Genomic DNA, 26382 nt, shown 5'->3' on the forward strand with positions numbered 1-26382 from the left:
TGGACGTGCGACGCGGTGGCCGCTGTCGTCGCCGCTATGGTAGGCAGCGCGTTCTTCGCGGGAATCACCCTGCATACGTATTCAATGGCGTTTGCAGGGATGTAATCGCTTTCAGGTTCTGTTTGCGGTAGTGCCGGCCACTGGCCGGCAATCGCGTTCACCGGGTTGCCGGCCAGCGGCCGGCACTGCCGGGGCATTCAAAGCGGCGTGAAACGAATGGCCTGCCCGCCACCCGGCGCCAGCACCAGCGTCAGTGCGTCGGCGCTGGTCACCTCACGGGTTTCGCGCGCGAACGCGAAGGGATTGCTGCGGAAATCAGCACCCGCGCCATCGCGGTAGATCTCGGCGCGATAGCGCACGCCCGGCTCCAGGAAGCCCAGCGACACCGGCAGCACGCGGCCGTGCTCGTCGGTGATGCTGCCGAGGAACCAGTCGCGGCTGTTGCGGTCGCGGCGCACGATCGTCACGTAGTCGCCCACTTCGCCATCAAGCACGCGGCTCTGCTCCCAGTCCACCGCGACGTCTTCGATGAAACGGAATGCCTGGCGATGCTGCAGGTAGTGCTCGGGCAGGTCGGCGGCCATCTGGATCGGGCTGTACAGCACCACGTACAGCGCCAGCTGGCGTGCCAGCGTGCTGGGAATGGCCTGGCCGTGGCGGCCCTTCAGGCTGAGGATGCCGGGCGTGTAATCCATCGGCCCGGCCAGCATGCGGGTGAACACCAGGTTGACCTCGTGTTCTGGTGGATTCGGTGGCTGGCCCCAGGCGTTGTACTCCATGCCGCGCGCGCCTTCGCGCGAGATCCAGTTCGGGTAGGTGCGGCGCAGGCCGGTGTCCTTGATCGGCTCATGCGGGTTGACTGACAGGTGCCGGCGCGCGGCTTCCTGCACTACCTTCAGATGGTGGCGCGCCATGAACTGACCGTCGTGCCACTCGCGCCACAGCGGGCCGCCCGAGGGATTGCGGCGGTCGACCTGGCCGTCATCGCAGACGTAGCCGGTCTTGAACTGGTCCACACCCAGCCGTGCGTACAGGTCCAGCGCAGCGCCCAGCTGCTCCTCGTAGTGCTCGATGGCGCAGCCGGTTTCGTGGTGGCCGATCAGGTGCACGCCCTTGTTCTGGCCATACGCCGACAGCGCTTCAATGTCGAAATCGGACGTGGCACGGGTGAAATCAAAGTCGTAGCCATTGCCCACCCACATGCCGTCCCAGCCCGGATTCCAGCCTTCCACCAGCACGCCACGGAAGCCGTGCGCGGCGGCGAAGTCGATCACCTTCTTCGTCTTCGCGGTGGTGGCCGCATGCTTCGGCCCGGTCGCCCAGCTCTCGTTGTCCAGGTGCATCGACCACCACACCCCCAGGTACTTGGCCGGCTTCACCCAGCTCACATCACCCAGCGCATTGGGTTCGTTGAGGTTGAGGATCAGGTCCGATTCGACCAGGCCACCGGCACGGTCGGCAATCTGCAGCGTGCGCCACGGCGTGGCGAAGGGCAGGGCGCGGCGCACCTTCCAGCCTTCGGCCGAGGGTGACAGCTGTGCGCGCAGGCGCTGGCCCTCGCTTCGCCGCAGCCACATGCCGGCATAGTCCACCAGCGCAGCCTCGTGAATCGCCACGTGCAGGCCATCGCGGCTGCGCAGGGTCATCGGCGTATGCACCAGCGGAACCTCGCGCAGCGGCGTGCGCTGGTACAGGTACTCGTAGTGGATCGGTTCGCCGGCAGGGATCCACCACGCGGTGGAATCCTGCGCGATGGCGAACTCGGTCAGCTCGTCATCGATGATCGCTTCGTGCAGGTTCGGCTGCTCGGGGAATACGTAGCGGAAGCCGAGGCCATCGTCGTACACGCGGAACACCACATCCAGCCGGCGCTTGCTGCCGGTGGTCTCGGCCAGCTGCACGGTCAGTTCGTTGAAGTGGTTGCGGGTGAGCCGGCGTTCGCCCCAGGGCTGTTCCCAGTTGTCATCGACGCTGCGTTGCTGTTGGCCGAGCAGGGTGAAATCCCGGTCCAGGCGCCCATCGCGCAAGGCAAAGCCCAGCTTCGAATCTTCCACCACGGTCTCGCCGAAACGCTCGACGCGATAGCGCGCGGCGCCACCGTCCAGCACCAGGCTGACCTTGAGCACCTTTCCCGGTGATTCGACGCTGGCCACCTGCGGCGCGGCCTGCGCCAGCGTGGCCAGGCCCAGCAGAGCCAGACCGAGCAGGTGCGCGAACACCGCGCGTACAGCAGTGGGTGACATCGGCATTTCCCCTCCCAAGGCGCCGTTGGCAGACCCGGACCATAAGCCAGCACGGCAGGCCCGCTACCGCGCAACGCCATGAATACGTATGCAGCTGGACGCAGCCGACAGCGCCGCGTCTACCATGGGGCCAAGGCACCTTGAGGGAGGGGCCGCGCCCGCCCGCCGGCAACGACGGTGCGGACCTACAACGCGTGCAGAGAGGGAGGGAGGCCGACGGGCGAAAGCCGGTCCGCCGCTTCGATGCTGAAGATCATTTGCCTGACCGCTGCCCTGGGGGCAGCGCTGGGATCGACCGCGCAGGCGGCCGACCTGCAATTCGACGGCCGCCATGCGCGCGCCGAAGCCGCTGCCAAGGGCAGCTACGTGCTACATGCGCCGAAGGCTGAGGTGCGTATCGCGCCCATGCCGATGCGCAGCCAGACCGGCAGCGTGATGTTCGATGCACTGTTCGCGCTGGCCCAGCAGGAGATGGACCAGGACCGCGTGGATGCGATCCGCGATCCCGCGTTCGACGAAGGCCGGCCGGTGCCATGCGAGTGCTTCCAGACCGGCGCGCGCTGGCCCTATGTGTGGACCCGCGATGTCAGCTTCGCCGCCGATCTGGCGCTGGCGCGGCTGGACCCGCAGCGCACCCGGCAGTCGCTGCAGTTCAAGCTCTCGGCAGCGCGCGATGGCCATACGCCTGGCCTGTTCGTCGCGCAGGACACCGGTTCCGGCGGCAGCTGGCCGATGAGCAGCGACCGCGTGGTGTGGTTCCTGGCGGCACGCCACCTGCTGGACGATCGCGCGTTTGCCGACCAGGTCTGGCAGGCGCTGCAGGGCACGCTGGCGCAGGACCGCGCGATGGTGTTCGACGCGCAGGTGGGCCTGTACCGTGGTGAGACCTCGTTCCTGGACTGGCGCGAGCAGACCTATCCGGACTGGACCCGCGAGGACGTGCGCTTCATCGGTGATTCCTACGCACTGTCCACCAACGTGCTGCACTACCAGGCACTGCGCCTGGCTGAACGCCTGGCCGGCCAGCACGGCGACGCCCGCGCAGCCGACTACAAGGACTGGGCCGATGCGCTGGCGCAGCAGATCGATGCGCGCTTCTGGCGCGAGGGCATGGGCCAGTACATGAGCTACATCGGCGAAGCCGCGCACCCTGTGCCGTACGTCAAGGTCGATCTGCTCGGCCTGTCGCTGGGCATCCTCGCCGAGGTGCTGCCACCCGAGCGCGCGCGCCGTGCACTGGCTGCCTACCCGATGGGGCCGGCTGGCAGCCCGGTGGTGTGGCCGCAGGAATCGCAGCAGCCGATCTACCACAACCGTGCGATCTGGCCGTTCGTCAGTGCCTACTCGCTGCGTGCCGCGCGGCAGCTGGACGATGCGCCGCGCATCGCCGCCGAGATCCGTTCGCTGATGCAGGGCGCTGCGCTGGCCGGTTCCAACATGGAAAACTACGAACTGGTCAGCCAGGCCGTGCATGTCGAGGAAGGTGCGCTGAGCGGCCCGGTGGTCAACTCCGAACGCCAGTTGTGGTCGGTGGCCGGCTACCTGTCGATGGTGCTTGAAGGCGTGTTCGGCGTGCAGGACGATGGCGGCGTGCAGCCCAAGCTGCCGGCCGTGCTGGTGCCGGAGCTGTTCGGCACGCATCCCCGCATCACGCTGGAAGCCAACGGCAGGCGCTATGTGCTGGAGCGCCCGCAGAACGTGGGCGATGGCCTGCTGGTAGCCGGCAGCACCATCACACGTGGCACGACTACCACGGTGCAGCTGGTCGCTGCCCCGGCAGCAACCGGTTTCGCTGCCACGACTGCGGATGCCAACGCGCGTGCGCCCGCAACACCGGCGGCACCGCAGGCCCTGCGCATGGGCACGGGTTGGAACGTTCCGGTGCAAGCCGAGCAGGTTCTGTGGAAGGACGGCAGGGCCCTCGTCGCCAGCAATGGCCAGGTGTACATCAGCGACGATGGCCTGCAGCACTGCCTCAGCCTGACCCGGCGCGAGGGTGCATTGGAATCACTGCACAGCCCGACGCTCTGCGTCGGTCCGCAGCAGGTGCTGAAGGGCGAGGAACGCTGGCAGTTCAACTCGGTCAAGGCCGGGCAGGTGCGCCTGCGGCTGCAGTACCGCAACCCGAACGGGCCGATCAACACCGGCGTCACCGCTGCGGTCAAGCAGCTGGTGCTGCAGTGCCCGGGCCAGCCATTGCAGCGGCATACGGTCACTCTGCCACACAGCGTGGCGGTGCAAGATTCGACCTCGGCAACGTTCGCAGTGCCCAAGGGGCGGTGCACGGTCACGCTTGAAGATGGCTTCAACATGAGCGCGCTGCAGCACTTCGCGCACTACACCGGCGGCAAGGGCGGGCGTGATGGTGTGCTCAACCAGGCCCAGGTGCAGGCACTGACGGTGGCGCCGGTGGCGATGGAAGAGGGCGCACGATGAGTCGTCCCGCCAAACCGCAGCTGTCGTTCTGGCAGATCTGGAACATGTGTTTCGGCTTCCTCGGCATCCAGTTCGGGTTCGCCCTGCAGAACGCCAACGCCAGCCGCATCTTCGAGACACTGGGCGCAGACATGGACGCGGTACCCGGGCTGTGGATCGCGGCGCCACTGACTGGCCTGCTGGTGCAGCCGGTGATCGGTTACCTGTCCGATCGCACCTGGACGCGCTGGGGCCGTCGCCGCCCGTTCTTCATGATCGGTGCGGTACTGACTACGCTGGCGCTGCTGGTGATGCCGAATTCGCCGACGCTGTGGATCGCCGCCGGTACCTTGTGGGTGCTGGACGCCTCCATCAACGTGTCGATGGAACCGTTCCGCGCCTTCGTCGGTGATCAGCTGGCACCACGCCAGCGGCCGGTCGGCTACGCGATGCAGAGCTTCTTCATCGGCGTGGGCGCCATCGTCGCCAGCTTCCTGCCGTTCATCCTGGCCCACTTCGGTGTTGCCAATACCGCAGCTGCCGGAGAAGTGCCCGATACCGTGCGCTATGCGTTCTACTTCGGCGCGGTGGTGCTGCTGGCGGCGATCACCTGGACGGTGGTCAGCACCCGCGAGTACTCGCCGGCAGAGCTGGCCGGTTTCGATGACGCCGAGCCGCCGGCGCACCACGCAGGGGCTGCGATCAGTGGCCCCGCACCGTGGACGCAGGTGGCGCTGTGGCTGGGGCTCGGCGTGGTGCTGGCGCTGTTGATCGCCTGGCGGCAGGGCGACAGGATGCTGTATGTGCTGGCAGGACTGTGCGCCGGCTACGGCCTGCTGCTGGCGGCCGCGCGTGCCTTGCCGGCCACGCATATGCTGGCCGCCATCGTCGGTGACCTGCGCGCGATGCCGGTGACCATGCGTCGTTTGGCGTGGGTGCAGTTCTTCTCGTGGTTCGCGCTGTTTGCGATGTGGATTTACACCACCGCCGCGGTGGCGGGTATCCACTTCGGCTCGACCGATCCGCAGTCAGCGGCCTACAACGAGGGCGCCAACTGGGTGGGCGTGCTGTTTGGTGCCTACAACGGCTTCGCTGCGCTGGCCGCGGTACTGATTCCGCCGATGGTGCGTGCGATTGGCCTGCGCTGGAGCCACCTGGTCAACCTCTGGCTGGGCGGTGCAGGTCTGGTCTCGCTGATGTTCATCCGCGACCCGCACTGGCTGCTGCTGTCGATGGTCGGCGTCGGCTTCGCCTGGGCGTCCATTCTTTCGCTGCCATACGCACTGCTGTCCGACAGCGTGCCGGCATCGAAGATGGGCGTGTACATGGGCATCTTCAATTTCTTCATCGTGATCCCGCAGCTGGTTGCGGCCAGCGCGCTCGGCTTTGCCCTGCGCGCCTGGCTGGGTGGCCAGCCGATGCATGTGCTGGTGCTGGGCGGCTGCAGCCTGTTCGTCGCCGGCCTGTGCGTGCTGCGGGTTCCGTCCCGTCCGGAGGTGGTGTGATGCGTGGTGCGCTGTCTGTTGCTGTTTCTCTGGTACTGCTGGCCGGCCATGCGACGGCCGCGCCACGCCCGGACTATGTGGGCACCACCGAGCCGTTCGCCAGCGATGCGGTGTACTTCGTGGTCACCGACCGCTTCGTCAACGGCGACCCGTCCAACGATCATCGCGACCAGGGCGGCAAGAACCGCACCTTCGATATCCCGGTGCCGTGCCCGGACAAGGTGGACGGCAATATCGGCTACCTCGGTGGCGACTTCCGCGGCGTGCTCGAAAATGCGCAGTACATCCGCAACCTCGGCTTCGGCGCGGTATGGATCACGCCAATCATCGACAACCCGGACGAGGCGTTCACCGGCAGCAAGGCGATCAGCTGTACCAGCACGCTGACCGATCGCGGCAAGACCGGCTACCACGGCTACTGGGGCATCAACTTCTACAAGCTCGATGAGCACCTGCCCAGCAAGGACCTGGACTTCGCGGGGTTGACCAAGGGCCTGCATGGCGCAGGCCTGAAGGTGGTGCTGGACATCGTCGGCAACCACGGCTCGCCGGCCTGGACCATGCCGACACGGCAGCCGCAGTTCGGCCAGATCTTCGACAAGGACGGAGCGCTGATCGCCGACCACCAGAACCTGCCACCGCAGAAGCTGGATCCGAAGCACAACCCGCTGCACGCGTTCTACAACAACATCGGTCCGGTCGACGGCAAGAACGGATCGATCTTCGACGGCAACCTTGCCGAGCTGTCCGACTTCAACCAGGACAATCCGGCGGTGATGGATTATCTGGTGGGTGCTTACCTGCAGTGGACCGCGCAGGGCGTGGATGCCTTGCGCATCGACACCATCGGCTGGCTGCCGCACCCGTGGTGGCATGCCTTCGTGAAGCGCATCCGCGCCGAGCACCCGGGCATGTTCATGTTCGGCGAAGCGTTCGATTACAACGCGGCGAGCATCGCCGAGCACACCTGGCCGTCCAATGCCAACGTGAGCGTGCTGGATTTCCCGTTGCGCGGCGCGTTGGAACAGACCTTCGGCATCGCCGGCAAGGGCTTTGAAACCCTGGCCGAGCCACTGCACCTGACCGGCGGCCCGTACGCCAATCCGTACGAGCTGATGAGCTTCTACGACAACCACGACATGCCGCGCCTGCAGGCCAGCGACAGCGGCTTCATCGATGCGCACAACTGGTTGTTCACCGCACGCGGCATTCCGGTGGTCTATTACGGCTCGGAAACCGGCTTCATGCGCGGCCGCGCCGAGCATGCCGGCAATCGTGCCTACTTCGGCCAGCCGCGTGTGGACGCCGCACCGGAGAGTCCGATCTTCGCGCCGCTGCAGCGTATCGCGCGATTGCGCGAAGCCACGCCCGCGCTGCAGCGTGGCCTGCAGGTGAACGAGCGCCTGCAGGGTGATGAAGCGGTGTTCTTCCGCGTGCTGCAGTATGGCGACGTGGCGCAGACCGCGCTGGTGCTGCTGAACAAGGGCGACCGGACCAGGACCCTCACCGTGTCGCGTTACGTGCAGGCGGGCCGCTGGCGCGATGCACTGGACGGCGGTTCGTTGCAGGTGGATGCATCCCTGAAGGCCGACGTGCCCGCGCACGGCGTGAAGGTGTACGTGCTGGACGCCGCCGTGCAGCAGCCGGCATTGCAGGCCGAGCTGGACAAGGCGATGGCCGACCAGAAGGCGCGGGATCAGCGGCTGGGGCGGTAGTGCCGGCCGCTGGCCGGCAACCCCGGATTCCTGGCTCCTGCCTACCGCTCTGGTGGGTGCCAACCTTGGTTGGCACGCTTTTCGAGCAGTCGAGCAAGCTCGACTCTACAATAGGCACCCCTCACGCCCCACCGTACCGCCATGACCGACCTCGCCCCGCAGACCCCGATCGAAACCCTGCTGAAGGCGGCGATGGACGGGGCGGTGCCGATCCGCGCCTTCATGGAAGCCTTCGTCGCCTCCGAAGTGGTGCTGCTGACCGGCAGCCTGGTCACTCCCGACGGCAGCGGCTTCGACCCGCTGCTGTTCGACAAGCAGGGCACCCTGCACGTGGCCGTGTTCACCGACCCGTCGCGGGTGGGCATCTACAGCCAGCAGGCCGAACACCAGATCCGCTGGCTGATGCTGGACGTGCTGCGCCGCGTGCCGGGTGGCTATGGCGTGGTGATCAATCCGGGCACTTCGCTGGGCTTTGAGATTTCGCCAAGCGGCGTGGGCGAGATCCTGAAGGACTTCGCCCAGGGCTGAACCGCCACCGCGCTATATTTGTAGAGTCGAGCCATGCTCGACTGCCTTTCGCACAGTGCCAGATCAGTCAAGCATGGCTCGACTCTACAGAACGCTTCCCCATCGAGGCATTGCCATGGAATTCAGGGTATTACCCGCCGGCGCACCGGGACGGCAGCAGTTGGCCCGGTGGTACCACGCCGAATGGGGCCGCGACGCCGGCCTGTCGCTGGAACAGGAACTGCAGCGGCTGAACACACCTCAGGACGCCGAGGGTTTCCCGCACCTGATCGCCGCCTTCGATGGAGACCAGGTGGTCGGTGCCGTGCAGCTCAAGCGCCGGGAAATGCAGGCCTTCCCGCAGTACGAGCATTGGCTGGGCAGCGTGTTCGTGGCCGATAGTCATCGCGGGCGTGGGCTGGCTGGCGCGCTGGTCGAACAGGCCGCGGCGCAGGCGGTGCGGATGGGGGTTTCCGAACTGTACCTGCAGACCGAATCCCTGGATGGCGGCCTGTATGCGCGGTTGGGCTGGAAGCTGCTGCAGGAAGCCGACAACCGCAGCCACCGTGTGCTGGTGATGGTGCGTTCGCTGTAGGAGAAGTGCCCTGGTGCTTCGTCCAGGCGGTGAGCTGGATGTGCCGGTTGAATGAGCTTGGGAGCTCCGGCTCACTGCTGTCGGAAAAGGGGCGACCTCAGGGCTTGGAGACTTCGGACATCGCATGCTCAATCGGCAGCCAGGTTGCCCGCGACGAGGACAGCGTTGTGTCGTACATCGTCACGCTCGATGTATCGCAGGAGGTCCTGTGCGAGAACGCGTTTGCTGATTGTTGCCAAACGCTCATTGTCCGCATCCGATTTTGCCGATGAGCTGGCTGAGAGCAACAGCATGTTAACGATGTGGGATGAGATTCTGGACTGCAGTTCAGCCTGGGATCTTGCTTCACCATCCTCGTCGAAAAGCATGTGGATGGACATCGCAAGATCATCGCTGTACTGCTGCTTCAGACTGGGTAGTCCATGGGTGATGTGAAAGGCTCCCAGAAGCGAGAACGCAATGGCGACCAGGGAATGCGATCCCAACTGCAACCATATCTTCATGACGGAACTCCTAGCGGGGACGGACCCATTCGCAGCGGTCCAGCTTTCCGTTTATCGATCCGCATCGGTAATAGCCGCCACTAAAGTTGTAGCGGATCTCACGTGGCCAATCCCCCTTGTCGATATTAATATCAATCTGTCCCCCATTCCTGATGGTGTCTGATTCAGGCAATGCCTGGCCAAAAACATCCCTGGCGGTGTCTTTGATCAGTCGAGCCGCCTCTCTTGCCATTGGATTGATCTGCCAGCAAGCGGTGTCGCCGTTGTCCATCAGCAGGCAGCCGCCAACGCCTCTCCCGAAGAAGTACTCGAGCGACCGGAAGAGTGAGCCAATGAGGTTTCCATTGATCTGCCCGTGTTGCCAGGCTGGATTGTTTGCGGTGTGCGCGATTCGGATAGCATCGTCCACTGCGGGGATGAACTGGTTTGCGACATGCAGGCTTGAGAAGTAGCCGCTGTCGTTTACGGGTTTTATGAACACCCATTCTTTCGACATGCGGACGATCGCTTCAAGCTGAAGTCGTTCGCCGTCTGCCAGGCCCTGTGAACTGCTATCGAAGTCACCTTGCCCATACCGGGTCAGCACCGGTTGGCTCGGTAGGCGCCAGCTTGGAACGTTGATGTCGGCAGCGACTCCCAGATCGCCCTGGGAAGGGGCCTGGTGGAGGCGTCTGGGAACCTCGCCAGGAGGAATGTAGTTGACGGTGACGTAAAGCGCTTGGGCGGTGTTGGGGTTGACCACGAGGTAGGCCTCCCAGCCACGACGGAACCCATGAGCCATCTCGCCAGCGGATTCGTATTGCCAGGATTGAGTGCAGTTGCCACAGGTGACTACCTGGACCGCGTGTGCCTCGAACGGGGAAAGCACGGAGCCTGCGAGAATCAAGGTGGCTGCAGAGATCATTTTCACAAAGTGGCTCCTTGGACGAGTGGGTGTACCTGCGGGTACACCTTCCTGATCCACGGTGTTCCCACGCATTCACCTTGCGCTTCGTGGCGACTGCCGCGTATCGGTATCCGCCGTGCGGTTCGTCAGAGATCCGAGGATCTTGATGTCAGGCATCCAATCTGACCCCTGCTGCACCCAATGTCAGTCAGCGTTATTCTGGAAGCGGACTTCATCTTCTGATGGCTGATAACGTGACCATGGCTGTACCCCGCCATTCCCGCTCCGCCCTGATCTTCCTGATCGCGGCGATCGTTGCCGCGTTGGTCTCCATGCCCCTGCTGCGCGCCCTGGGCATGGTGCTGTGGCCGGTGTTCGTCATTGCCTGGCTGATCAATCTGGGCGCGGCCTGGCATCTGGCCCAGTGGGCGCGCCAGCAGGGCCGTTCGGCGTGGGCATTCGGGTTGCCGGCGGCGCTCGGTACCGTCGCCTCGATCGTGGTCTATGTGCTGCTGGCGTTGCTGGGGCCGAAAGCCCCGGTGCACTGAATCTTCGCGGCTGTCGTGGACAATGTGCCGAGCATGGCTCGGCACTACAGTAAGGCCGAGCCAAGCCCGCAGGTGTTGCGTGGAGCGCCGGCGGACAGGCCGGCGCCCCGTTGCCTCACATCGTCACCTTGCGCCGGTTGTCATCGCTCACCCGGTCGATCAGCTTGTTGTAGGGATCGAAGCCTGCTTCATCCGGCTTTTCATCCACCGTCACCGTGATCTTCGGCTCGGCACTGGTGATGTGGTGGCGCTGCAGATACAGCACCTTCTGGTCGCGTTCCTTGCCGGAGGGCCCGTTGGCGAACACGCCGATCTCGACCCAGTCATCCATCGTGCCGTCGCTCTCCTTGCCCTTGCCATCGGCGTACTGCTTGGCGGCGTGCAGGTCCAGGGTTACGTCGTAGCGACCGTCAGCACGCTTGCGGGCGCTGGCGGCCATCACCCGGTTGTCGTAGAAGCTGATCTTCTCGAACAGGTCGGTGACCAGCTGCTGGCGGTCGGCCGGGGTTTCGGCCCGGATGTAGTCCAGCAGTTCGCGTGAGGTGGTGTACGGCGGTTGCTGATAGCCCTTGTCCTGCAGGAAGTGCTTCAACGCACGGTTCAGCGCCTGCTCGCCGATTTCCTCGCGCAGCCGGTAGAACACCAGCGAACCCTTCTGGTAGTGGATGTACTGCTGGTTTTCCACGCGCTCCAGCGGCTGCTCTTCGATGGCTTCGCCGCCGCGCCCGGAAAGGTAGCCGTCCAGTTCGCGCTTGAGGAACTGGCGCATGTGCTGGCGGCCGTACTCCTGCTCCATCACCATCAGTGCAGAATACTGCGAAAGCGATTCGGACAGCACCGTCGCGCCCTGCACGTTGGCACCGATCACCTGGTGCGCCCACCACTGGTGCGCGATCTCGTGCGCGGTCACGTAGAACACGTAGTCCACCTTGTCCGGATCGCGCAGGTCGGCGATGAAGCCGATGGCCTCGGAGTAGGGGATGGTGTTGGCGAACGACTGCGCGAAACGCGCATAGCCCGGGAACTCGATGATGCGTACCTGGCGGTGCTGGTAGGGCGTGAAGTTCGCTTCGTAGTAGGCCAGCGACTTCTGCACCGCTTCGATCATCCGGTCCACGTTGTAGCCGTGCGCCGGGTCGAAGTAGACCTCGATCGGGATGTCCTTGTACTTCGCCTTGCGAACCTCCCAGCGTGCCGACAGATAGGCGTAGAAGTTCAGCATCGGCCGATCCATGGCGTAGCTGAAGCAGCGGCGGCCATTCACCGTGGTCTCCTTCTGCAGGTAGCCCGGGGCCAGCGCCACCTGGTCCGGCGCGGTGCAGACCGTGGTGCGGAAATCGAGCCAGTCGGCGTCGTTGGAAATGTAGGTGTTGGCGCGCGCGGCTTCGTCTTCCAGCTTGGGCATGCGCCGCGGCTCACCCAGGCCGCGCTTGCGCCGCTCGTTGCGGTCGCTGATCTCGGCGCCTTCGTTGTAGCCGAACGACGGCAGTACGCGGCTGTTGAAGAACGTGCCGTTGTCGACGATGTTGCTCGGCGCCTGGCCGGCGGTGATGCCGTTGGGTTTCTGCACCACCCGGAAGTGGACGTTGCGGCTTTCACCCGGTTGCAGTGGCGCGGCCAGGCGGTAGATGCGGTAGCCGAGATCGGCGTCATGCATCGACAAGGTCTGCCCACCCAGGTCAGCCGCGACCAGCTGCTTGTCGTCGCCCATCGAGACATGCACGTCCTGGATCGGTACGGCATGCGTGTTGCGCACCGTCCAGTTCGCATCGATCACCATCGACTGCGATTCGGGGAACAGGTCCACGCGGTTGTCCACCGCCACGATGCGAGGCTGCGGCAAAGTGCGGTACTTCGACAGCTCGCGCTCGTAGCGGGCCTGCAGATCCAGCTGCTGGTCGGGCGAGATGAACTCGTTGCGGATGTTGGTGCTCCAGTAGAGCCAGCCGCCCACGCCGATGAAGGCCAAGGCCGCTACTCCAGCGAAGACGCCGGTCGGACCGCGCAGGCGGCGGCCGGCCAGGGCCAGTCGCTGGCGCAGGCCCTGGCTGACACCTCGTACCCAGAAGGCCGACGCCAGGCACATCAACGTCAGCAGGAACAACGCCCAGTAGCCCTGGAACGCCAGCTGCCCGGTCAGGAAGTGGCCGTAGCCGTTCATGTCCGAATAGGGCGCGTTGGGCCAGCTGCCGAAGTTGTACAGGTTCTGCGTGTAGTCGAGCAGGCCGAGCACACCCTGGCCGATCATCACCACGATCAGCAGTGCGTAGCCGACGAACTTGTTGTTGGTGAGCACCTGCAGCACCAGCGCCAGGCCGCCCATCAGGATGTAGACCACCGAATCCAGGGCCAGGCTGCGCAGGTACAGCAGCGGCTCAAGATGCGTGTAGCCCTTGGCCAGCTGCACACCCATCGCCGCCAGCGCGCCGGCGGCCTGGAAGCAGACGATCACCGCCAGCAGTGAGGTGAACTTGGCCAGCAGCGGTACCCAGTTCGGCACCGGCATGGCATCGGTCACTTCATTGATGCGCGCGCTGCGTTCCTTCCAGACCAGCTCACCGGCGAAGAACAGCACGATGATCACCAGCAGCCAGCTGAAGGCGCCCTGCAAGCCCATGATCATCTGCGAGGTGACCGGCCAGATCGAGGTGCCGTACAGGGTCTGCCGGAACAGCGCGCTGGGCAGGAAGTTGGCCAGGCCCAGCACCAGCAGCACGATGAACGGCACGCTGCGCAGGACACCACGTGTATCGAAGCGGACCTGGCGCAGGAACTGCTGCCACGCCGTGGTGGTAGTGAACGCCGGTACCACGCGCGGCAGCGTTGCGCGGGTGGGGTGGACGGCGCCGGCATCGGCAACCGGTTGCGCCTGCCTGCGGCCCCAGCGCCGACGGCCACTGCCGCTGCGTTCGGTGCGGAACAGCGCGAAGGTGGCGGCGAACAGCGCGGCAGCCACGCCCAACCACAGGGCGCGATTGGCCAGCAGGTAACCGGCCAGCTCGGGAATCCCGTTGTTGCGTTCGGCGGTGGACCAGTAGCGGATCGTGCGGCCCAGTGCGCGCATGCCCAGCGGTTCGCTCAGCACTGCGATCCACGTGTTGTCGATGTCGCGCAGCAGGGCCGCGCTGGCGCCGTACAGCACCAGGTAGGCCACCAGGCCGATGTAGACCCACAGGATCGAGCGCGTCAGCGCCGCCAGCAGCGACAGCAGCGCGGTGGTGAACAGCAGGTTCGGAATGACGATGACCGCGAACGTCCACGCATAGCCCTGCCAGCTGATCGGGCCCATGCGCTCGGGATCGACCCACGGCATGAACGGCGCCAGCCACAGGCCGAACGCGATCAGGACGTAGACCAGCAGCCCGGCCGCCAGGGCGGCAGCGATGCGCCCGGCCAGGTAATCGCGGCGCTTCACCGGACTGGCGAAGATCAGTTCGGCGGTGCCGAGTTCGAAGTCACGCAACAGCGCATTGCTGACGAACAGTGCGGTGACCAGCATGCCAAGCAGGGTGAAGATGCCCAGCATCTGCGCGATCACGGTGGGCGCGTTGCTGTGCACGTTGCCAGTGCCGCCACCGATCTGCACGGCGTCGCTGGAGGCGGCGGCGAAGGCGAGCAGGGCGAACAGCCCGGCCAGCAGCCACAGCAGCGGGGAACGCAGCTGCTCGCGCAGCTCGAAGCGGAAGAAGTTGAGGATCATGGCGTGCTCCGCTCAGGCTGCCGCGCGGGCACGGGCCTGCAGGCGCAGGCGCTGGAAGTACACGTCCTCGAGGTCGGGAGCTACGGCCGCAAAGCCGTCGCCGGGGTCGTTGGCGCTGTGCACGTGGATCACCGGGCGGCCACCGACCAGACGGGTCGACAGCACCACATAGCGCGCTTCGTGGTCGGCCAGTTCCGACGGATCGACCTGCTTGCGCCAGACCTGGTGCTGCAGGGCGTCGATGGCTTCGGCCGGACGGCCGGTCAGCAGCACCTGGCCCTTGTTCATGATCGCCATCGTCGGGCACAGATCGGTCACGTCCTCGACGATGTGGGTGGACAGGATCACCGCCACGTTCTGGCCGATGGCGGCCAGTAGGTTGAGGAAGCGGTTGCGTTCTTCCGGGTCGAGGCCGGCGGTGGGTTCATCGACGATCACCAGCCGCGGGTCTCCCAGCAGCGCCTGGGCGATGCCGAAGCGCTGGCGCATTCCGCCGGAGTACGTGCCCAGCTTGCGCTTGCGCGCGTCCCACAGATTCACCTGCTGCAGCAGCCCATCGACCACCTCGCGGCGCTGGGCGCGCTGGGTCAGGCCCTTGAGCACCGCGAAATGTTCCAGCAGGTCCAGCGCGCTGACTTTCGGGTACACGCCGAAATCCTGCGGCAGGTAGCCCAGCCGGCGGCGCACCGCGTCCTTGTCGCGCAGCACGTCGATCGACGCTTCGCCCGGAATGCTGAGCGTGGCCGTGCCGCTGTCGGCTTCCTGCAGGGTGGACAGCGTGCGCATCAGCGACGACTTGCCGGCGCCGTTCGGGCCGAGCAGGCCGAACATGCCGCGCGGGATGTCCAGGGTGACGTTGTTGAGGGCATGCACGCCGTTGGCGTACGTCTTGGACAGCGAATCGATCTTCAGCATGCGACGTACACCTTTCCATGGGCGATGTCTGCGCGTTATCCGCGCATCAGCCTCCGTGCGCATCCGCCGTTGGTCATGGGGGAGAATTCCGCCGTCGCACGTTGGGGCGTGGGGCGGTGGCCTGGCAGCGCTTACCCGCGCAGCGAAGATTCCCGCACCACCAGCTTCACCGGGATGCTCTGGCTCTCCACCGGTTGCCGGCCGATCAGTGCCAGCAGGCGCTCCACCAGCAGCTGTCCGGCCTGCTTGGTGTCCTGCTGCACGGTGGTCAGCGCCGGGGATACCGAGGCCGCCAGTGGGATGTCGTCGAAGCCGGTCACCGCCACGTCCTGTGGCACCCGCAGGCCAGCCTCGCGGAGCGCGCGCATCGCACCGATGGCGATCAGGTCGCTGGCGGCGCAGATCGCATCGATCGGTTCACCGCGCGCCAGCAGCACCTGGCAGGCCTCCTGGCCGGAAGCCTCGGTGGTGATCGCATCGTGCTGCAGCGCCGGTTCGGCGGCCAGGCCGTGGTCCTGCAGGGCCGCGACGTGGCCGCGGTAGCGTTCCTGGAATTCGGGGTAATGGCTGGAGGCATGGCCGAGGAAGGCGATGCGGCGGCAGCCCTGGTGCAACAGGTGGGTGGTGATGTCATGCCCACCCTGGAAGTTGTCGCTGCCGATCGACACGCCGGGCTGGCCGGGCAGGGCGGCGCCCCAGCGCACGAAGTGCGTGCCCTGTTCAACCAGCCGCTGCAGGCGGTCGCGCGATTCGTGGTAGTCGCCGTAGCCGAGCAGGATGATGCCGTCGGCCTTGTTGCTGTCCTCGTAATCGGCCTGCCAGTCGGTGGACAACTGCTGGAACGAGACCAGCAGGTCCTGCCCGTGCAGGGCGCAGGCGCGGGTGATCGAGCCCAGCATCGAGTGGAAGAACGGGTTGATCAGCGAGTCGTCGTTGGTCGGGTCTTCGAAGAACAGCAGGGCCAGGGTGCCGGCGTTGCGCAGGCGCAGGCTGGAGGCGTTCTTGTCGACCTTGTAGTTCAGTTCGCGGGCGATGCGCAGGATGCGCTCGCGGGTCTCGGCATTGACCATCGGGCTGCCACGGAGCGCCCGCGACACGGTCGGCTGGGAGACCCCGGCCAGGTGGGCGATGTCCAGGGAGGTGGCTTTGCCTTTGATCGTCATGGGCACGCAGAGGGGGCAGGGGAAAGGTGCCCGGGCATGATGCCATGCGGTGGCTGCCGGCCGTCCTGGCCGGCGCCGCTTGTGGTCAAGGTCGCGGGTGTGCGACGGTCAGTGCCACAGCCTGATGGAGCCAAGCGGTGTCCTTTCGCCTGTACCCGGATGTTCCGGATGATTTCGAGGCGCGGATCCGTATCCTCGCGCCGGAGGAGGGCGGGCGACGCAGCCCGGCCCGGAACGGTATCCGCTGGGACTTCGCCTACGCCGATGACGCCGGGACACCCGAGCTGTTCATGATCTGGCCCGACTTCCGGCACGCTGAGGGCGACAGCTGGGCGACCGAGCTGCCGCTGCCGGTGGGCGAGCCCCTTCTGGCGGGCCTGACCGTGGTAAATGAGGTGCTGAGGGCGGGGTTGCACCGGGAGCGTATCCAGCCGGGCGTGCGCTTCCACTGCCATGAAGGGCCCAAGGTGGTGGCGGTGGGGGAGGTTACGCGGGTCACCGGCCTGCTGCTGGATCGTCCCCTGCTGCGTTGAGGCCGGTTCCGACCCGGATCGGCCGGATTCCCGACGGGCCGGGGGCGAAGGGAATGGTAAGATGCCTCGTTCCGATATCCCCCATTCGCAACCGTGGGAGGTCCAGCGTATCGGCACCCCGTCGGGTGTGCTATCACTGGTCCAGCCCCGGACAACGGAAGAATCCATCTATGGCGCGCGGCATCAACAAAGTCATCCTGGTCGGCAATCTCGGCAACGACCCGGACGTGAAGTACACCCAGGGCGGCATGGCGATCACCCGCATCAGCCTGGCCACCACCAGCGTCCGCAAGGACAAGGATGGCAACCAGCAGGAGCGCACCGAATGGCACCGCGTGGTGTTCTTCGGCAAGCTCGGCGAGATCGCCGGCGAGTACCTGCGCAAGGGCAGCTCGGTCTACGTCGAAGGCAGCCTGCGCTACGACAAGTACACCGGCCAGGACGGCGTGGAGAAGTACTCCACCGACATCATCGCCGATGAAATGCAGATGCTGGGCGGCCGCGGTGAAGGCGGCGGCGGTGGTGGCAACTACGGCGGCGATCGTCCGCAGCGCCAGCAGGCTCCGCGCCAGGAGTACGGCGGTGGCGGCGGTCAGCGTGGTGGCCAGGGCGGTGGCTATGGCAACCAGGGCGGCAATCAGGGCGGCGGTTACGGCAACCAGGGTGGCAACCAGCGCCCGCAGCCGCAGCAGGCGCCGCCGATGGACGACTTCGCTGACGACGATATTCCGTTCTAGAACACTATGTAGTCTCAGTTGTACATTTACTAAGGTGGCAGGGAACTTCGGTTTCCTGCCATTTTTTTTGCCAGAGTTTGCTGGTAGATTTCTATCCAACCACGCTGTTCATAAAAGGACCGGCTGTGCGGTTGACTGGCGCGACAGCACCACGTTTCCGAGTGGTCAATGTGACCTTGCCGGCAGCGGGCCCGCAAGAGCAGGAGCTTGTGCCGACGCTGGTGGATGAGCGCACTGGATTACCTCCACGCTTGGCCTTGCGATGGGTGATGCGCTCGCGACGAAATGCGGTCAGTGAAAAGACGTTAGCAAATGGCCTGCGTGCAGTGGCCTTGCTCTACACGTTCTGCGAGGACCGGTTGAATGCATCGTTGGACGACCTGTTCGCTGACGGCCATCGATTGACGGCAAATGATCTTGAGCGGCTGATCGAGTACTTGCGAGTAGGGCAAGGGGATACCCCCGGCGTCCGGGCACTGGCCACGATCGGCCAATGCGTGCCCAACATTGAACGTTTCTTGCGTTGGCTTGCAAAGCCAATGGATCGAGGGGGGAAAGGCTATGTGCCCCCGTCGGAACTGACACTCTATGACGAGCAGCTGCGGCTGACATTCTCGGACTTGCGTGCCTTCAGGTCTCGTGGAAAGCGAATCCAGCCTCTTGCCGCCGGCGATGATGTTGCCCTGTGGGAGCTGATTGGTCCCATCAGGCGCAAGGATGGGCGCTACGAGACGCCGCTGCGCTTTCCCGATCATAACCCTTGGCATCCGAAAACCCGGTTGAGAAACTGGATTGGGGCTCTTCTTGGACGCTACTCAGGGCTTCGGCGGGGCGAAGTCGGGAAACTCCGTACGGACGATGTACGCAATGTAGACGGGCCATGCATCGCAGTGCTTCGGCGACCGCAGGATGTGTTGGATACACGCACCAGCGCTAACCGTCCGAAAGTGAAAACTGTCGAGCGTGAGCTTCCCATGTCCAATGTACTGGCGCTGGCCATTCGGCAGTACAGCCACACGCTGCTCCGTGATGGTGGCCGCCGTGGAGCGCGAACGCCCTATCTACTCGTGACTGAGGAAGGTACACCGATTTCCGGTTCGAGCTTGGATGCCATCTGGAAGGCCGTCAATGGACGTACTTCGCGTCGAATGAGCTGGCACGTGCTGCGACACACCTGGGCCGAGGAGGTTGCGGACGATCTGCTGGAGCAGTATCTGGGCAGTCCGGATTCATCGGAACTGGTGCTCGGAATGCTGCGCGAGATGGGGGGCTGGGCGCCCACATCGAACACGCCCATCACTTACATCAAAAATGCGCTCAAGAAGCGCGGCAATGCCTACCTCCGAAAGCGCAATGCACGGTTCGATATGGAGTTGGGGAATGACTCCGACTACTGACGGCCTTCTTGCAGAGCAGCTGAGCGACTTGTCCGACCTGCCAGAAATAGTGTTGACCAAGGATCGGCAGGAGCTGAGTACGCAAGGTGATATCTGGTCGTTGCGTGCCAATAGAGATGGTGGAGGATTGGTTGAGGTTGACTATCGGCCGCTGCGGAAGCTGTGTAGTGACCGATTCATTTTGATCGTCAAGCTGTTTGTTGCTAAGAAGGCAGCTACTTCAGTTGCATGGAGCCTCAGAAATATTGTCCAAGCGGTAGCAAGATCTGTTAGATGCTGGCGCACTGGATCGTGAACGGGCAGTGTTAACTGGTCCGAACTGAGAATTTCGGACTTCCAAGCAGTTCTTTCGTCTGGCCTGAAATCACCACAGGGAGTTGGTGGGAATGACTTCGCCCATCTTCGTGCGATCTACGCGTGGGGAGCGCATGTTGCCAGGCTAACTGACTTCGATCCGGCACTCTCACTGCAGTTGAAGGGCATGAAGGCGCCTGGGAATCTGAAGGGTCGTAAGGTGCTTGGCTCCGATCCTAAAGAGGGTGCCTTCACGCCCGAAGAAGTGGAGCTTCTCGACCAAGCACTGAAGCGGGGGGCAGGCGATCCGAGGGCTGTGATCATTGCCCAGCTGTTTCAGGAACTGGGCCTGCGCCCGACCCAAGTGCTGCGAACGTGGTGGTCAGGTTTGCGTCGGTTTGAAGCCAACGTCGTTGAGTCGGGTGAAACAAGAACATTGGTGCGCTATGTGCTGTCAATCCCTCGCGCTAAGGAACGTGGGGAACACCGGGTTGAGGAAGATCGACCCATCAGTACCTTGCTTGGCGAAAGGCTAGACAAGCTCAAGCCGTCGATGTACGACGAAACAACACCGCTTTGTTGGTGGTTGGACCCGGATACGTCGAGTAAGGACCTGGGCTGCCTGCTGCAAGGCTGGGTCGATGAGGTGGGTATCGTCTCGCCTCGAACCGGTGATCTCTTAAAGGCAAATCCTTCCAGATTCCGCTACACACTCGCAACTGAGGCTGCAAGAGATGGTGCCTCGCGCTTCGATATTGCGCATCTGCTGTTTCACACAGATCTGCAGAACGTAGAGGTGTACTTCGATGCAGCTGGAACCGTCATGGACCAGATCGAGGAACGCCTGGAAAAGGCATTCGGAAATCACCTGAATCGATTTCAAGGAAAGCTTGCTGGCACCGCAGATGTCTCGCCATATGAGGGGCTACAGCGAAGAGTAGTCCCAGGTGTGTTCCCTCAGCTTCCTGAAGCGCCCATTCTGCAGATGGGGCTTGGCGCCTGCGGCCATGATGTACAACGGTCCGGGATCTGTAAGTTGGCTCCCCCAATCACCTGCTACCGATGCCCAAAGTTTGCGGCGTTTCGGGAGGTGGATCACAAGGCGGTTGGTGATGCGCTTGAGGCAATGGCGCGCAGCAGGTTCGGCAATCGCGCTGATGACAGGATCGGGGGAGAGTTGGTGTTGACCATCCAAGCCATTCGCGACTTGGAACGGCAGATTGCTGAGGAGCGTGGATCGTGAAGATTGTTAGGCCGTTTGCGAGGCCATTGTCTCCAGCGGAGCACGCGTACCTCGAACGAGGTAGAGCCGCATTCGAGGTGAGGTTTCCCGGGCAAGATTTCGCTGCTCTGAATCGCCCAGGGTTTTGTAGACAGTCGTCAGCCGTCTAGTGCGTACTGCTTCTCGAACTCTACCGGGGACAGCCCGTTGTTGGAACTGTGCCGCCGTTTTGGGTTGTAGAACATCTCGATGTACTGGAAGACGTCGGCCCGTGCCTCGTCGTGATTGCTGTAGATCCTCCGCTTAATACGCTCCCGCTTCAGTAGTTGGAAGAAGCTCTCCATCGCTGCGTTGTCATGGCAATTGCCTCGTCGACTCATGCTGCACACGATGTCGTGCTCGCGCAGGAAGCTCTGCCAGTCTTCGCTGGTGAACTGGGTTCCTTGGTCGGAGTGAAGCAGAAGCCCGGGGCTTGGCTTGCGCCGCCACACTGCGGCCAATAGCGCCTGCAAAGCCAGGTCCGTATGTTGAGTTGGCCGGGTTGCCCATCCAACGACCTGACGCGAGAACAGATCAAGCACTACCGCCAAGTACAGGAAGCCGTCGTACGTGCGGATGTAGGTGATGTCCGTGACCCACGCGCGATTTGGCTCACTGACTTTGAAGCCGCGAGCCAGAACGTTCTTGGCGACTGATCCAACAGGGCCGCTCAATGGGCGTGGTCGCCGACCGTAGCCGACCATTGCCCGCAGCCCCTCGCTCTTCATCAAGCGTGCCACGCGATGCCGACTACACGTCTCGCCAAGCTCGCGAAGATCTGTGGTCACTTTGCGGTGGCCATACACGGAGCCGCTTTCCAGCCAGCTGTGCTTGATCAGGCCGAGCAATCGCTGATCGTCCTTGTCGCGAGCGCTTGCCGGCTCTTTTAGCCAGGCGTAGTAGCCACTGCGATGGACGCCAAGCATCCGACACATCGCCGCGAGGCCGAACTCATCTGCGTGCTGCTTCATGAAGGCGTACTTTGCTCTTACCCCTTTGCAAAGTACGCGGCGGCTTTTTTTAGGATGTCTCGCTCTTCAGTGACCCGGCGTAGCTCAGCCTTGAGGCGGCGCACTTCCGCGTTCTGGTCCTGCTCCACACGCCGGCCAACATCGCCTTTGCCTTGTTGCCGCTTCCAGTCGTAAAGACTGTGGATCGACACGCCCAGTCGCTCGGCAACCTCCGCTACCGGACGGCCGTACTCAACAATCTGCCGTACCGCCTCGATCTTGAACTCATCGGTGTACCGCTTCGTGCTCATAACCACCTCCGCCTAAGCCATAGTTTATGGCTGCGAGGTGTCTACGGAACCCTGGGCGATTCACTTCTAGCTACTACGAACAGGGGCCGCCCCCAGATCTTCGCCCGCCAATTGAGCCACGTTCAGCGATCATCATCTACTCTTTCGCTTCTTGGTCAAAATCCAAATCCGACCCGGTAGACTCAATTGATGCAAAGTCACTCCTGCAGCAATCCGATTTTCTTGCAGGAAATCATGGGCTGCGAGAGTACTTGAAAAAGTTCCCGAAGATCACGGGTGGGACATAACAATTCATTCAAGCCGAAGCCGCTTCGTGGCTCGGCTTAACTCAGGCATTGAACGTCCGCTCCTGGCCGGAAGCGGGCATGCGCCAGCTCGGCCGCTGTGATCAATAGCGAATGCACGTCGCGCTTGGCTCGCTGCCGCCGTTTGAGAGGAGCCTTCTTGAAGATATGGCTCGAAGGCCCCCACCTGCTGGCCACTATCACGCCGTAGAGATGCCATATATACCCCCCATGCATTAGTGACATGCATGTGCACTCTTCTTCCAGCATGCCCACGAGGGTAGATTCCCTTGATGATCCGTAACGGAGTGAACCATGCAGACTCGGACCCGCCTCCGCACTCTGGTGCCTGGCTCCCTCTCCACGCTGATCTGGATGGTGGTTTCCCTCTCTTCCGCGGCCGCCTTGGCCAACGAGCCACTCCAGATCGATGTGCAAGGGAGTTTCCTCGCGGGTGGCATCGAGAAGACAGAACCTGGCACGTTCGATCCGTTGAAGCCCTCCAGTCCGGATGGCCAGAGCTACCACGGTGACCACGTCTATGCCTTCTACCAGAAGCCGGTGCATGCGCGCCCTCTGCCGATCGTGATGTGGCACGGAGCGGGGCAGTCTTCCAAGAGCTGGGAAACGACCTCCGATGGCCGCGAGGGCTTCCAGAACCTGTTCCTGCGGCGTCGCTTCACCACTTACCTGATCGATCAGCCACGGCGAGGCAAAGCTGGCCGAAGCATGGTCGAGGCAACGCTGAAACCCGTGGCAGACGATCAGATGTGGTTCAACCAGTTCCGAATTGGCCTCTGGCCGAAGTACTTCAGCGGCAGCCAATTCCCGAAGGGTGAGGCCACGCTTGACCAGTTCTTCCGCTCAGTCACGCCCAATACTGGCCCATTCGACCTGGCCGTAGTCTCGGACGGGGTCGCCGCTGTATTGCAAAAGACCGGGCCTGCGATTCTGTTTACCCATTCGCAGGCGGGAGGCCCTGGCTGGATGACGGCCATAAAGAGCCGGAACGTTCGGGCCATTGTTGCCTTCGAGCCCGGCAGCAGCTTCGTGTTTGCGAGGGGCGATGCGCCGGCACCGATTTCCAGCGCTTTCGATACGGTGGCACCTGCCGTGGTTTCGCCCGAGGAGTTCAAGGCGCTGACCCGGATTCCCATTCTGGTGCTGTATGGCGACAACATCCCTGACAAGCCCGTTGACCTGCCCGCGCAGGACAGTTGGCGGGCACGGCTGGAAATGGCCCGTGCCTGGCGTGATGCGGTCAATCGGCAGGGGGGCGATGTCACTCTGGTCCATCTGCCGGACATGGGCATTCGCGGCAATAGTCACTTCCTGTTCTCGGACCTCAACAACGTCCAGATCGCCGATCTGGTGAGTGAGTTCCTGGAAAAGAAGCATCTCGATCGTTGAGCTGAGTGTCTCGTGCCTGGATCGGGCAATGGCGTGTGCGCAACTTTGGCCGCAGCGTCGCGCGCCAACGCGCCATTCATATCATGCATGCATGAGTGATATCCGGCTGATGCTCTGTATCCATGAGTGCACGGGGGTTAGTTTTACTCCTGATCCCCACCAACGTGTGCGTGCCACACACACCGGCAGGGGGAGCGTCCAAACTGGGAGCAGTTGAATGAAGCACATCGTGCACGCCACGCTGTTGGCGATGTCTCTTGGTCTGGCGGCAGGCAGCGCCTTCGCTGCCGACTACAGGCTCAATCCTTTCAAACTGGCCTACGAAGGCGCGATCACGCGTAATGTGCCCAGAGAGGTCAACATCCATTCGGTGTCCTATCCGCTGAATGGAATCGAGATCGCGGCCAACTTCTACACGCCGGCCAACTTTGACGCCTCGCGCAAGTACCCGACCATCGTGGTTGCCCACCCTAACGGTGGGGTCAAGGAACAGGTCGCCGGCCTCTACGCGCAGCGCCTGGCCGAGCAGGGCTACATCGCCATCACCGCCGATGCTGCCTACCAGGGCGGCAGCGGCGGTCAGCCCCGCAGCGTGGACATGCCGTCGCACCGCATTGAAGACATCCACGGCATGGCAGACTTCATCAGCCGGTTCCCGTGGGTGGACACTACGCGCCTGGGCCTGCTGGGCATCTGTGGCGGTGGCGGCTATTCGCTGGCGGCCGCGCAGACAGACAAGCGCTTCAAGGCCGTCGCCACGATCAGCATGTTCAACTCCGGTCGCGTACGCCGCAACGGCTATGCCGACTCGCAGCTGGACACCGTCCAGCAGCGGCTGCAGCAGGCTTCACAGGCCCGTGCGCAGCAAGCCGCCGGCGGCGAAGTGTTGTACTCCGGCGATGCCAACCTCAGCGACGAGCAGATCGCCAAGCTCCCCTTCGATCTGTATCGGCAGGGCTATGAGTACTACTGGAAGACACACGCCCATCCCAATTCCACCTTCCGCTATACCACCAGCAGCCTGATGGACCTGATGCGGTGGGATGCCACCGACCAGATCGAATTGATCCACCAGCCGCTGCTGATGATCGCCGGTAGTAAGGCTGACAGCCTGTACATGACCCAGGATGCCTTCGCCAAGGCGACCGGCACCACCGACAAGCAGCTGGTGCTTCTGGACGGTGCCACGCACATTGAGACCTACTGGGTGCCGAAATACGTGGATGCTGCCGTCGCCTCGCTGACCACGTTCTACGGCCGGACGCTTGCGCCATGACCGCGCCTCGTAGATCGCCCGCGCAGACTGCGCTGTTGGGCGTTACGTTGAGTGTGGCGGCTCCGTTTGCTTGTGCCGACGAACCCTCTGTGCAGCAGATCGCCCGAGCGGGGACGCAGCCATCGGTTACCGGCCCGGCCGAGACCTTTGCCGGCAAGGTACGCGTGGACCCATTGTTCCCGGCGGACAAGGACGTGCAGGTCTCTTCCGCTTACGTCAGCTTCGAACCGGGTGCGCGTTCGGCGTGGCATACCCACCCAGCTGGGCAGCGATTGGTGGTGACCTCTGGTGTTGGGCTGACCCAGGAATGGGGCAAACCGGTGCAGCAGATTAATGCAGGGGATGTAGTGGTCTGCCCTGCCGGCGTGAAGCACTGGCACGGTGCTGCGCCGCACAGCGCGATGACCCATCTCGCGGTAACCGGTGTGGCAGAGGGAAAGTCGGTGGCGTGGCTGGAACAGGTCAGCGATGACCAGTATCGCGAAGCGTCAGCAAGCATTGACACCCCCGTTGCGGGACCACTATCGCCCAGGCAGCAGGCGATCCCCCTGATTGCGGCCGCAGCGGCCAGCAGTGACATGCCTCAGCTCAACGCCGCATTGGGCCGGGGCCTGGATGCCGGCCTGACCGTGAGCGAGGCGAAGGAAGTACTCGTGCAGCTATATGCCTACGCGGGGTTCCCCAAGAGCCTCAATGCCTTGGGCGAGCTGATGAGCGTGGTGCGCGAACGTGAGGCGAAGGGTATCGCTACCGCAGCTGGGCAGCCGCCGAGCGGCAACATCCCAGTGGGCGATGCATTGCGGGCCGTGGGCATCGCCAACCAGACCCGGATTTCCGGCGCCCCAGTGACGGGGCCGGTCATGGACTTCGCCCCCATCATCAATCAGTACCTGCAGACGCACCTGTTCGGCGACATCTTCGAGCGCGACAACCTGGACTGGCAAAGCCGCGAACTGGCCACAGTGGGGGCACTTGCAGCCATGCACGGGGTCGAGGCGCAATTGCGCTCACATATGGCGGCAAGCCAACGCGTGGGCCTCAGCCGTGCGCAGCTGCAGCACCTGATCCAGCTGCTGGCCCATGGTGGTTACACCGCCGCATCGGCCCGGGCTGCTCAGGCACTTGAGCAAGCCCCGGCGCCTTCACCCTGATCTTGCCCTCTTCCCGGAGATCGCAATGAGCAACTTCCCCGCCAACCCCCAACGCCGGTCGATTCTGAAGGGGGCGGCCACAT

General features: G+C 63.8%; 21 protein-coding genes and 1 pseudogene. 15 read left to right on the plus strand and 7 right to left on the minus strand.

The genetic code is table 11. The annotated features are described in order from the left end of the window. Positions 1-197 precede the first annotated feature (197 nt). The gene (locus ACZK33_RS05780; RefSeq protein ID WP_423175691.1) at positions 198-2249 is read right to left on the minus strand and encodes a glycoside hydrolase family 97 protein; all 2052 of its coding nucleotides are present in this window, start codon (positions 2247-2249) and stop codon (positions 198-200) included. A 237-nt stretch (positions 2250-2486) separates the two neighbouring features. Between ACZK33_RS05780 and ACZK33_RS05785 the strand changes: the two genes are divergently transcribed. From ACZK33_RS05785 to ACZK33_RS05805, 5 genes are all read left to right on the plus strand, one after another. Next, positions 2487-4679 (plus strand): glucosidase family protein, encoded by a 2193-nt coding sequence (locus tag ACZK33_RS05785; RefSeq protein WP_423175690.1) that lies wholly within the window; start codon positions 2487-2489, stop codon positions 4677-4679. Next, on the plus strand, positions 4676-6163 hold the full coding sequence (locus ACZK33_RS05790; RefSeq protein ID WP_423175688.1) for an MFS transporter: 1488 nt from the start codon (positions 4676-4678) through the stop codon (positions 6161-6163). Before ACZK33_RS05785 ends, ACZK33_RS05790 begins: the two co-directional genes overlap by 4 nt. Continuing rightward, the gene (locus ACZK33_RS05795) at positions 6163-7878 is read left to right on the plus strand and encodes an alpha-amylase family glycosyl hydrolase (RefSeq protein WP_423175687.1); all 1716 of its coding nucleotides are present in this window, start codon (positions 6163-6165) and stop codon (positions 7876-7878) included. The genes ACZK33_RS05790 and ACZK33_RS05795 overlap by 1 nt, the downstream gene beginning before the upstream one ends. A 141-nt stretch (positions 7879-8019) precedes the next feature. Next, on the plus strand, positions 8020-8406 hold the full coding sequence (locus ACZK33_RS05800; protein ID WP_049462191.1) for an SseB family protein: 387 nt from the start codon (positions 8020-8022) through the stop codon (positions 8404-8406). 115 nt (positions 8407-8521) lie between these two features. Then, positions 8522-8980, plus strand: coding sequence for a GNAT family N-acetyltransferase (locus ACZK33_RS05805; RefSeq protein WP_423175685.1), 459 nt, complete (start codon positions 8522-8524; stop codon positions 8978-8980). Between the two features lie 128 nt (positions 8981-9108). Here the strand turns inward: ACZK33_RS05805 and ACZK33_RS05810 are convergent, their stop codons facing one another. Continuing rightward, on the minus strand, positions 9109-9483 hold the full coding sequence (locus ACZK33_RS05810; protein ID WP_049422733.1) for a hypothetical protein: 375 nt from the start codon (positions 9481-9483) through the stop codon (positions 9109-9111). A 10-nt stretch (positions 9484-9493) separates the two neighbouring features. Then, positions 9494-10393 (minus strand): hypothetical protein, encoded by a 900-nt coding sequence (locus ACZK33_RS05815; RefSeq protein ID WP_423175684.1) that lies wholly within the window; start codon positions 10391-10393, stop codon positions 9494-9496. Between the two features lie 236 nt (positions 10394-10629). Between ACZK33_RS05815 and ACZK33_RS05820 the strand changes: the two genes are divergently transcribed. Continuing rightward, the gene (locus tag ACZK33_RS05820; RefSeq protein WP_239669963.1) at positions 10630-10917 is read left to right on the plus strand and encodes a hypothetical protein; all 288 of its coding nucleotides are present in this window, start codon (positions 10630-10632) and stop codon (positions 10915-10917) included. A gap of 115 nt (positions 10918-11032) precedes the next feature. Here ACZK33_RS05820 and ACZK33_RS05825 read toward each other — a convergent pair whose 3' ends face one another. The 3 genes from ACZK33_RS05825 to ACZK33_RS05835 form a co-directional block, all read right to left on the minus strand. After that, positions 11033-14617 (minus strand): ABC transporter permease/M1 family aminopeptidase, encoded by a 3585-nt coding sequence (locus tag ACZK33_RS05825; protein WP_423175682.1) that lies wholly within the window; start codon positions 14615-14617, stop codon positions 11033-11035. Positions 14618-14629: 12 nt separating this feature from the next. Continuing rightward, positions 14630-15532 carry an ABC transporter ATP-binding protein gene (locus ACZK33_RS05830; RefSeq protein WP_189720685.1) on the minus strand — a complete coding sequence of 301 codons (903 nt, stop codon included), beginning with the start codon at positions 15530-15532 and terminating at the stop codon, positions 14630-14632. A 131-nt stretch (positions 15533-15663) separates the two neighbouring features. Further along, a complete protein-coding gene (locus ACZK33_RS05835; protein WP_423175680.1) occupies positions 15664-16695 on the minus strand; it encodes a LacI family DNA-binding transcriptional regulator in 1032 nt (343 codons plus the stop codon). A 137-nt stretch (positions 16696-16832) separates the two neighbouring features. Between ACZK33_RS05835 and ACZK33_RS05840 the strand changes: the two genes are divergently transcribed. The 5 genes from ACZK33_RS05840 (at position 16833) to ACZK33_RS05860 (ending at position 20899) form a co-directional block, all read left to right on the plus strand. Continuing rightward, positions 16833-17228, plus strand: a complete 396-nt coding sequence (locus ACZK33_RS05840) for a hypothetical protein (RefSeq protein ID WP_071227796.1) — start codon at positions 16833-16835, stop codon at positions 17226-17228. A 170-nt stretch (positions 17229-17398) separates the two neighbouring features. Beyond that, positions 17399-17965: a single-stranded DNA-binding protein gene (locus ACZK33_RS05845; RefSeq protein WP_423175679.1), complete on the plus strand. Its 567-nt coding sequence runs from the start codon at positions 17399-17401 to the stop codon at positions 17963-17965. A 161-nt stretch (positions 17966-18126) separates the two neighbouring features. Continuing rightward, positions 18127-19362, plus strand: coding sequence for a tyrosine-type recombinase/integrase (locus ACZK33_RS05850; RefSeq protein WP_423175678.1), 1236 nt, complete (start codon positions 18127-18129; stop codon positions 19360-19362). Next, on the plus strand, positions 19346-19657 hold the full coding sequence (locus ACZK33_RS05855; RefSeq protein WP_423175676.1) for a hypothetical protein: 312 nt from the start codon (positions 19346-19348) through the stop codon (positions 19655-19657). The genes ACZK33_RS05850 and ACZK33_RS05855 overlap by 17 nt, the downstream gene beginning before the upstream one ends. A 186-nt stretch (positions 19658-19843) precedes the next feature. After that, positions 19844-20899 carry a site-specific integrase gene (locus ACZK33_RS05860; RefSeq protein ID WP_423175675.1) on the plus strand — a complete coding sequence of 352 codons (1056 nt, stop codon included), beginning with the start codon at positions 19844-19846 and terminating at the stop codon, positions 20897-20899. Positions 20900-21036: 137 nt separating this feature from the next. Here ACZK33_RS05860 and ACZK33_RS05865 read toward each other — a convergent pair. Further along, positions 21037-22178, minus strand: a protein-coding gene (locus tag ACZK33_RS05865; RefSeq protein ID WP_423175840.1) for an IS3-like element ISStma9 family transposase whose coding sequence is annotated in 2 segments (ribosomal slippage) — positions 21037-21941 and positions 21941-22178 — 1143 coding nt in all. Because the reading frame shifts where the segments join, the coding sequence is not laid out codon by codon here. A gap of 599 nt (positions 22179-22777) precedes the next feature. On the opposite strand from ACZK33_RS05865, the gene ACZK33_RS05870 reads away from it, so the two are divergent. The 4 genes and pseudogenes from ACZK33_RS05870 (at position 22778) to ACZK33_RS05885 (ending at position 26299) form a co-directional block, all read left to right on the plus strand. Continuing rightward, positions 22778-23872, plus strand: coding sequence for an alpha/beta hydrolase (locus tag ACZK33_RS05870; RefSeq protein WP_478454228.1), 1095 nt, complete (start codon positions 22778-22780; stop codon positions 23870-23872). Between the two features lie 217 nt (positions 23873-24089). After that, positions 24090-25148, plus strand: a complete 1059-nt coding sequence (locus tag ACZK33_RS05875) for an alpha/beta hydrolase (RefSeq protein WP_478454230.1) — start codon at positions 24090-24092, stop codon at positions 25146-25148. Then, positions 25145-25633: pseudogene (locus tag ACZK33_RS05880) on the plus strand ((R)-mandelonitrile lyase); the annotation flags it as partial. The gene ACZK33_RS05875 and the pseudogene ACZK33_RS05880, both read left to right, overlap by 4 nt. Positions 25634-25699: 66 nt before the next feature. After that, complete coding sequence (locus tag ACZK33_RS05885; RefSeq protein ID WP_478455067.1) at positions 25700-26299, plus strand: carboxymuconolactone decarboxylase family protein; 600 nt, start codon at positions 25700-25702, stop codon at positions 26297-26299. Positions 26300-26382 lie beyond the last annotated feature (83 nt).

This window comes from Stenotrophomonas sp. 86156_Sma (assembly GCF_056481625.1).

What these genes read in the sequence shown, in the direction of transcription:
- ACZK33_RS05875 (WP_478454230.1), top strand. Translation starts at nt 24,090, where the DNA reads ATGAAGCACATCGTGCACGCCACGCTGTTGGCGATGTCTCTTGGTCTG.
- ACZK33_RS05820 (WP_239669963.1), top strand. Translation starts at nt 10,630, where the DNA reads ATGGCTGTACCCCGCCATTCCCGCTCCGCCCTGATCTTCCTGATCGCG.
- ACZK33_RS05810 (WP_049422733.1), bottom strand. Translation starts at nt 9,483, where the DNA reads ATGAAGATATGGTTGCAGTTGGGATCGCATTCCCTGGTCGCCATTGCG.
- ACZK33_RS05780 (WP_423175691.1), bottom strand. Translation starts at nt 2,249, where the DNA reads ATGCCGATGTCACCCACTGCTGTACGCGCGGTGTTCGCGCACCTGCTC.
- ACZK33_RS05855 (WP_423175676.1), top strand. Translation starts at nt 19,346, where the DNA reads ATGACTCCGACTACTGACGGCCTTCTTGCAGAGCAGCTGAGCGACTTG.
- ACZK33_RS05835 (WP_423175680.1), bottom strand. Translation starts at nt 16,695, where the DNA reads ATGACGATCAAAGGCAAAGCCACCTCCCTGGACATCGCCCACCTGGCC.
- ACZK33_RS05870 (WP_478454228.1), top strand. Translation starts at nt 22,778, where the DNA reads ATGCAGACTCGGACCCGCCTCCGCACTCTGGTGCCTGGCTCCCTCTCC.
- ACZK33_RS05800 (WP_049462191.1), top strand. Translation starts at nt 8,020, where the DNA reads ATGACCGACCTCGCCCCGCAGACCCCGATCGAAACCCTGCTGAAGGCG.
- ACZK33_RS05790 (WP_423175688.1), top strand. Translation starts at nt 4,676, where the DNA reads ATGAGTCGTCCCGCCAAACCGCAGCTGTCGTTCTGGCAGATCTGGAAC.
- ACZK33_RS05785 (WP_423175690.1), top strand. Translation starts at nt 2,487, where the DNA reads ATGCTGAAGATCATTTGCCTGACCGCTGCCCTGGGGGCAGCGCTGGGA.
- ACZK33_RS05830 (WP_189720685.1), bottom strand. Translation starts at nt 15,532, where the DNA reads ATGCTGAAGATCGATTCGCTGTCCAAGACGTACGCCAACGGCGTGCAT.
- ACZK33_RS05845 (WP_423175679.1), top strand. Translation starts at nt 17,399, where the DNA reads ATGGCGCGCGGCATCAACAAAGTCATCCTGGTCGGCAATCTCGGCAAC.
- ACZK33_RS05825 (WP_423175682.1), bottom strand. Translation starts at nt 14,617, where the DNA reads ATGATCCTCAACTTCTTCCGCTTCGAGCTGCGCGAGCAGCTGCGTTCC.
- ACZK33_RS05795 (WP_423175687.1), top strand. Translation starts at nt 6,163, where the DNA reads ATGCGTGGTGCGCTGTCTGTTGCTGTTTCTCTGGTACTGCTGGCCGGC.
- ACZK33_RS05805 (WP_423175685.1), top strand. Translation starts at nt 8,522, where the DNA reads ATGGAATTCAGGGTATTACCCGCCGGCGCACCGGGACGGCAGCAGTTG.
- ACZK33_RS05860 (WP_423175675.1), top strand. Translation starts at nt 19,844, where the DNA reads ATGAAGGCGCCTGGGAATCTGAAGGGTCGTAAGGTGCTTGGCTCCGAT.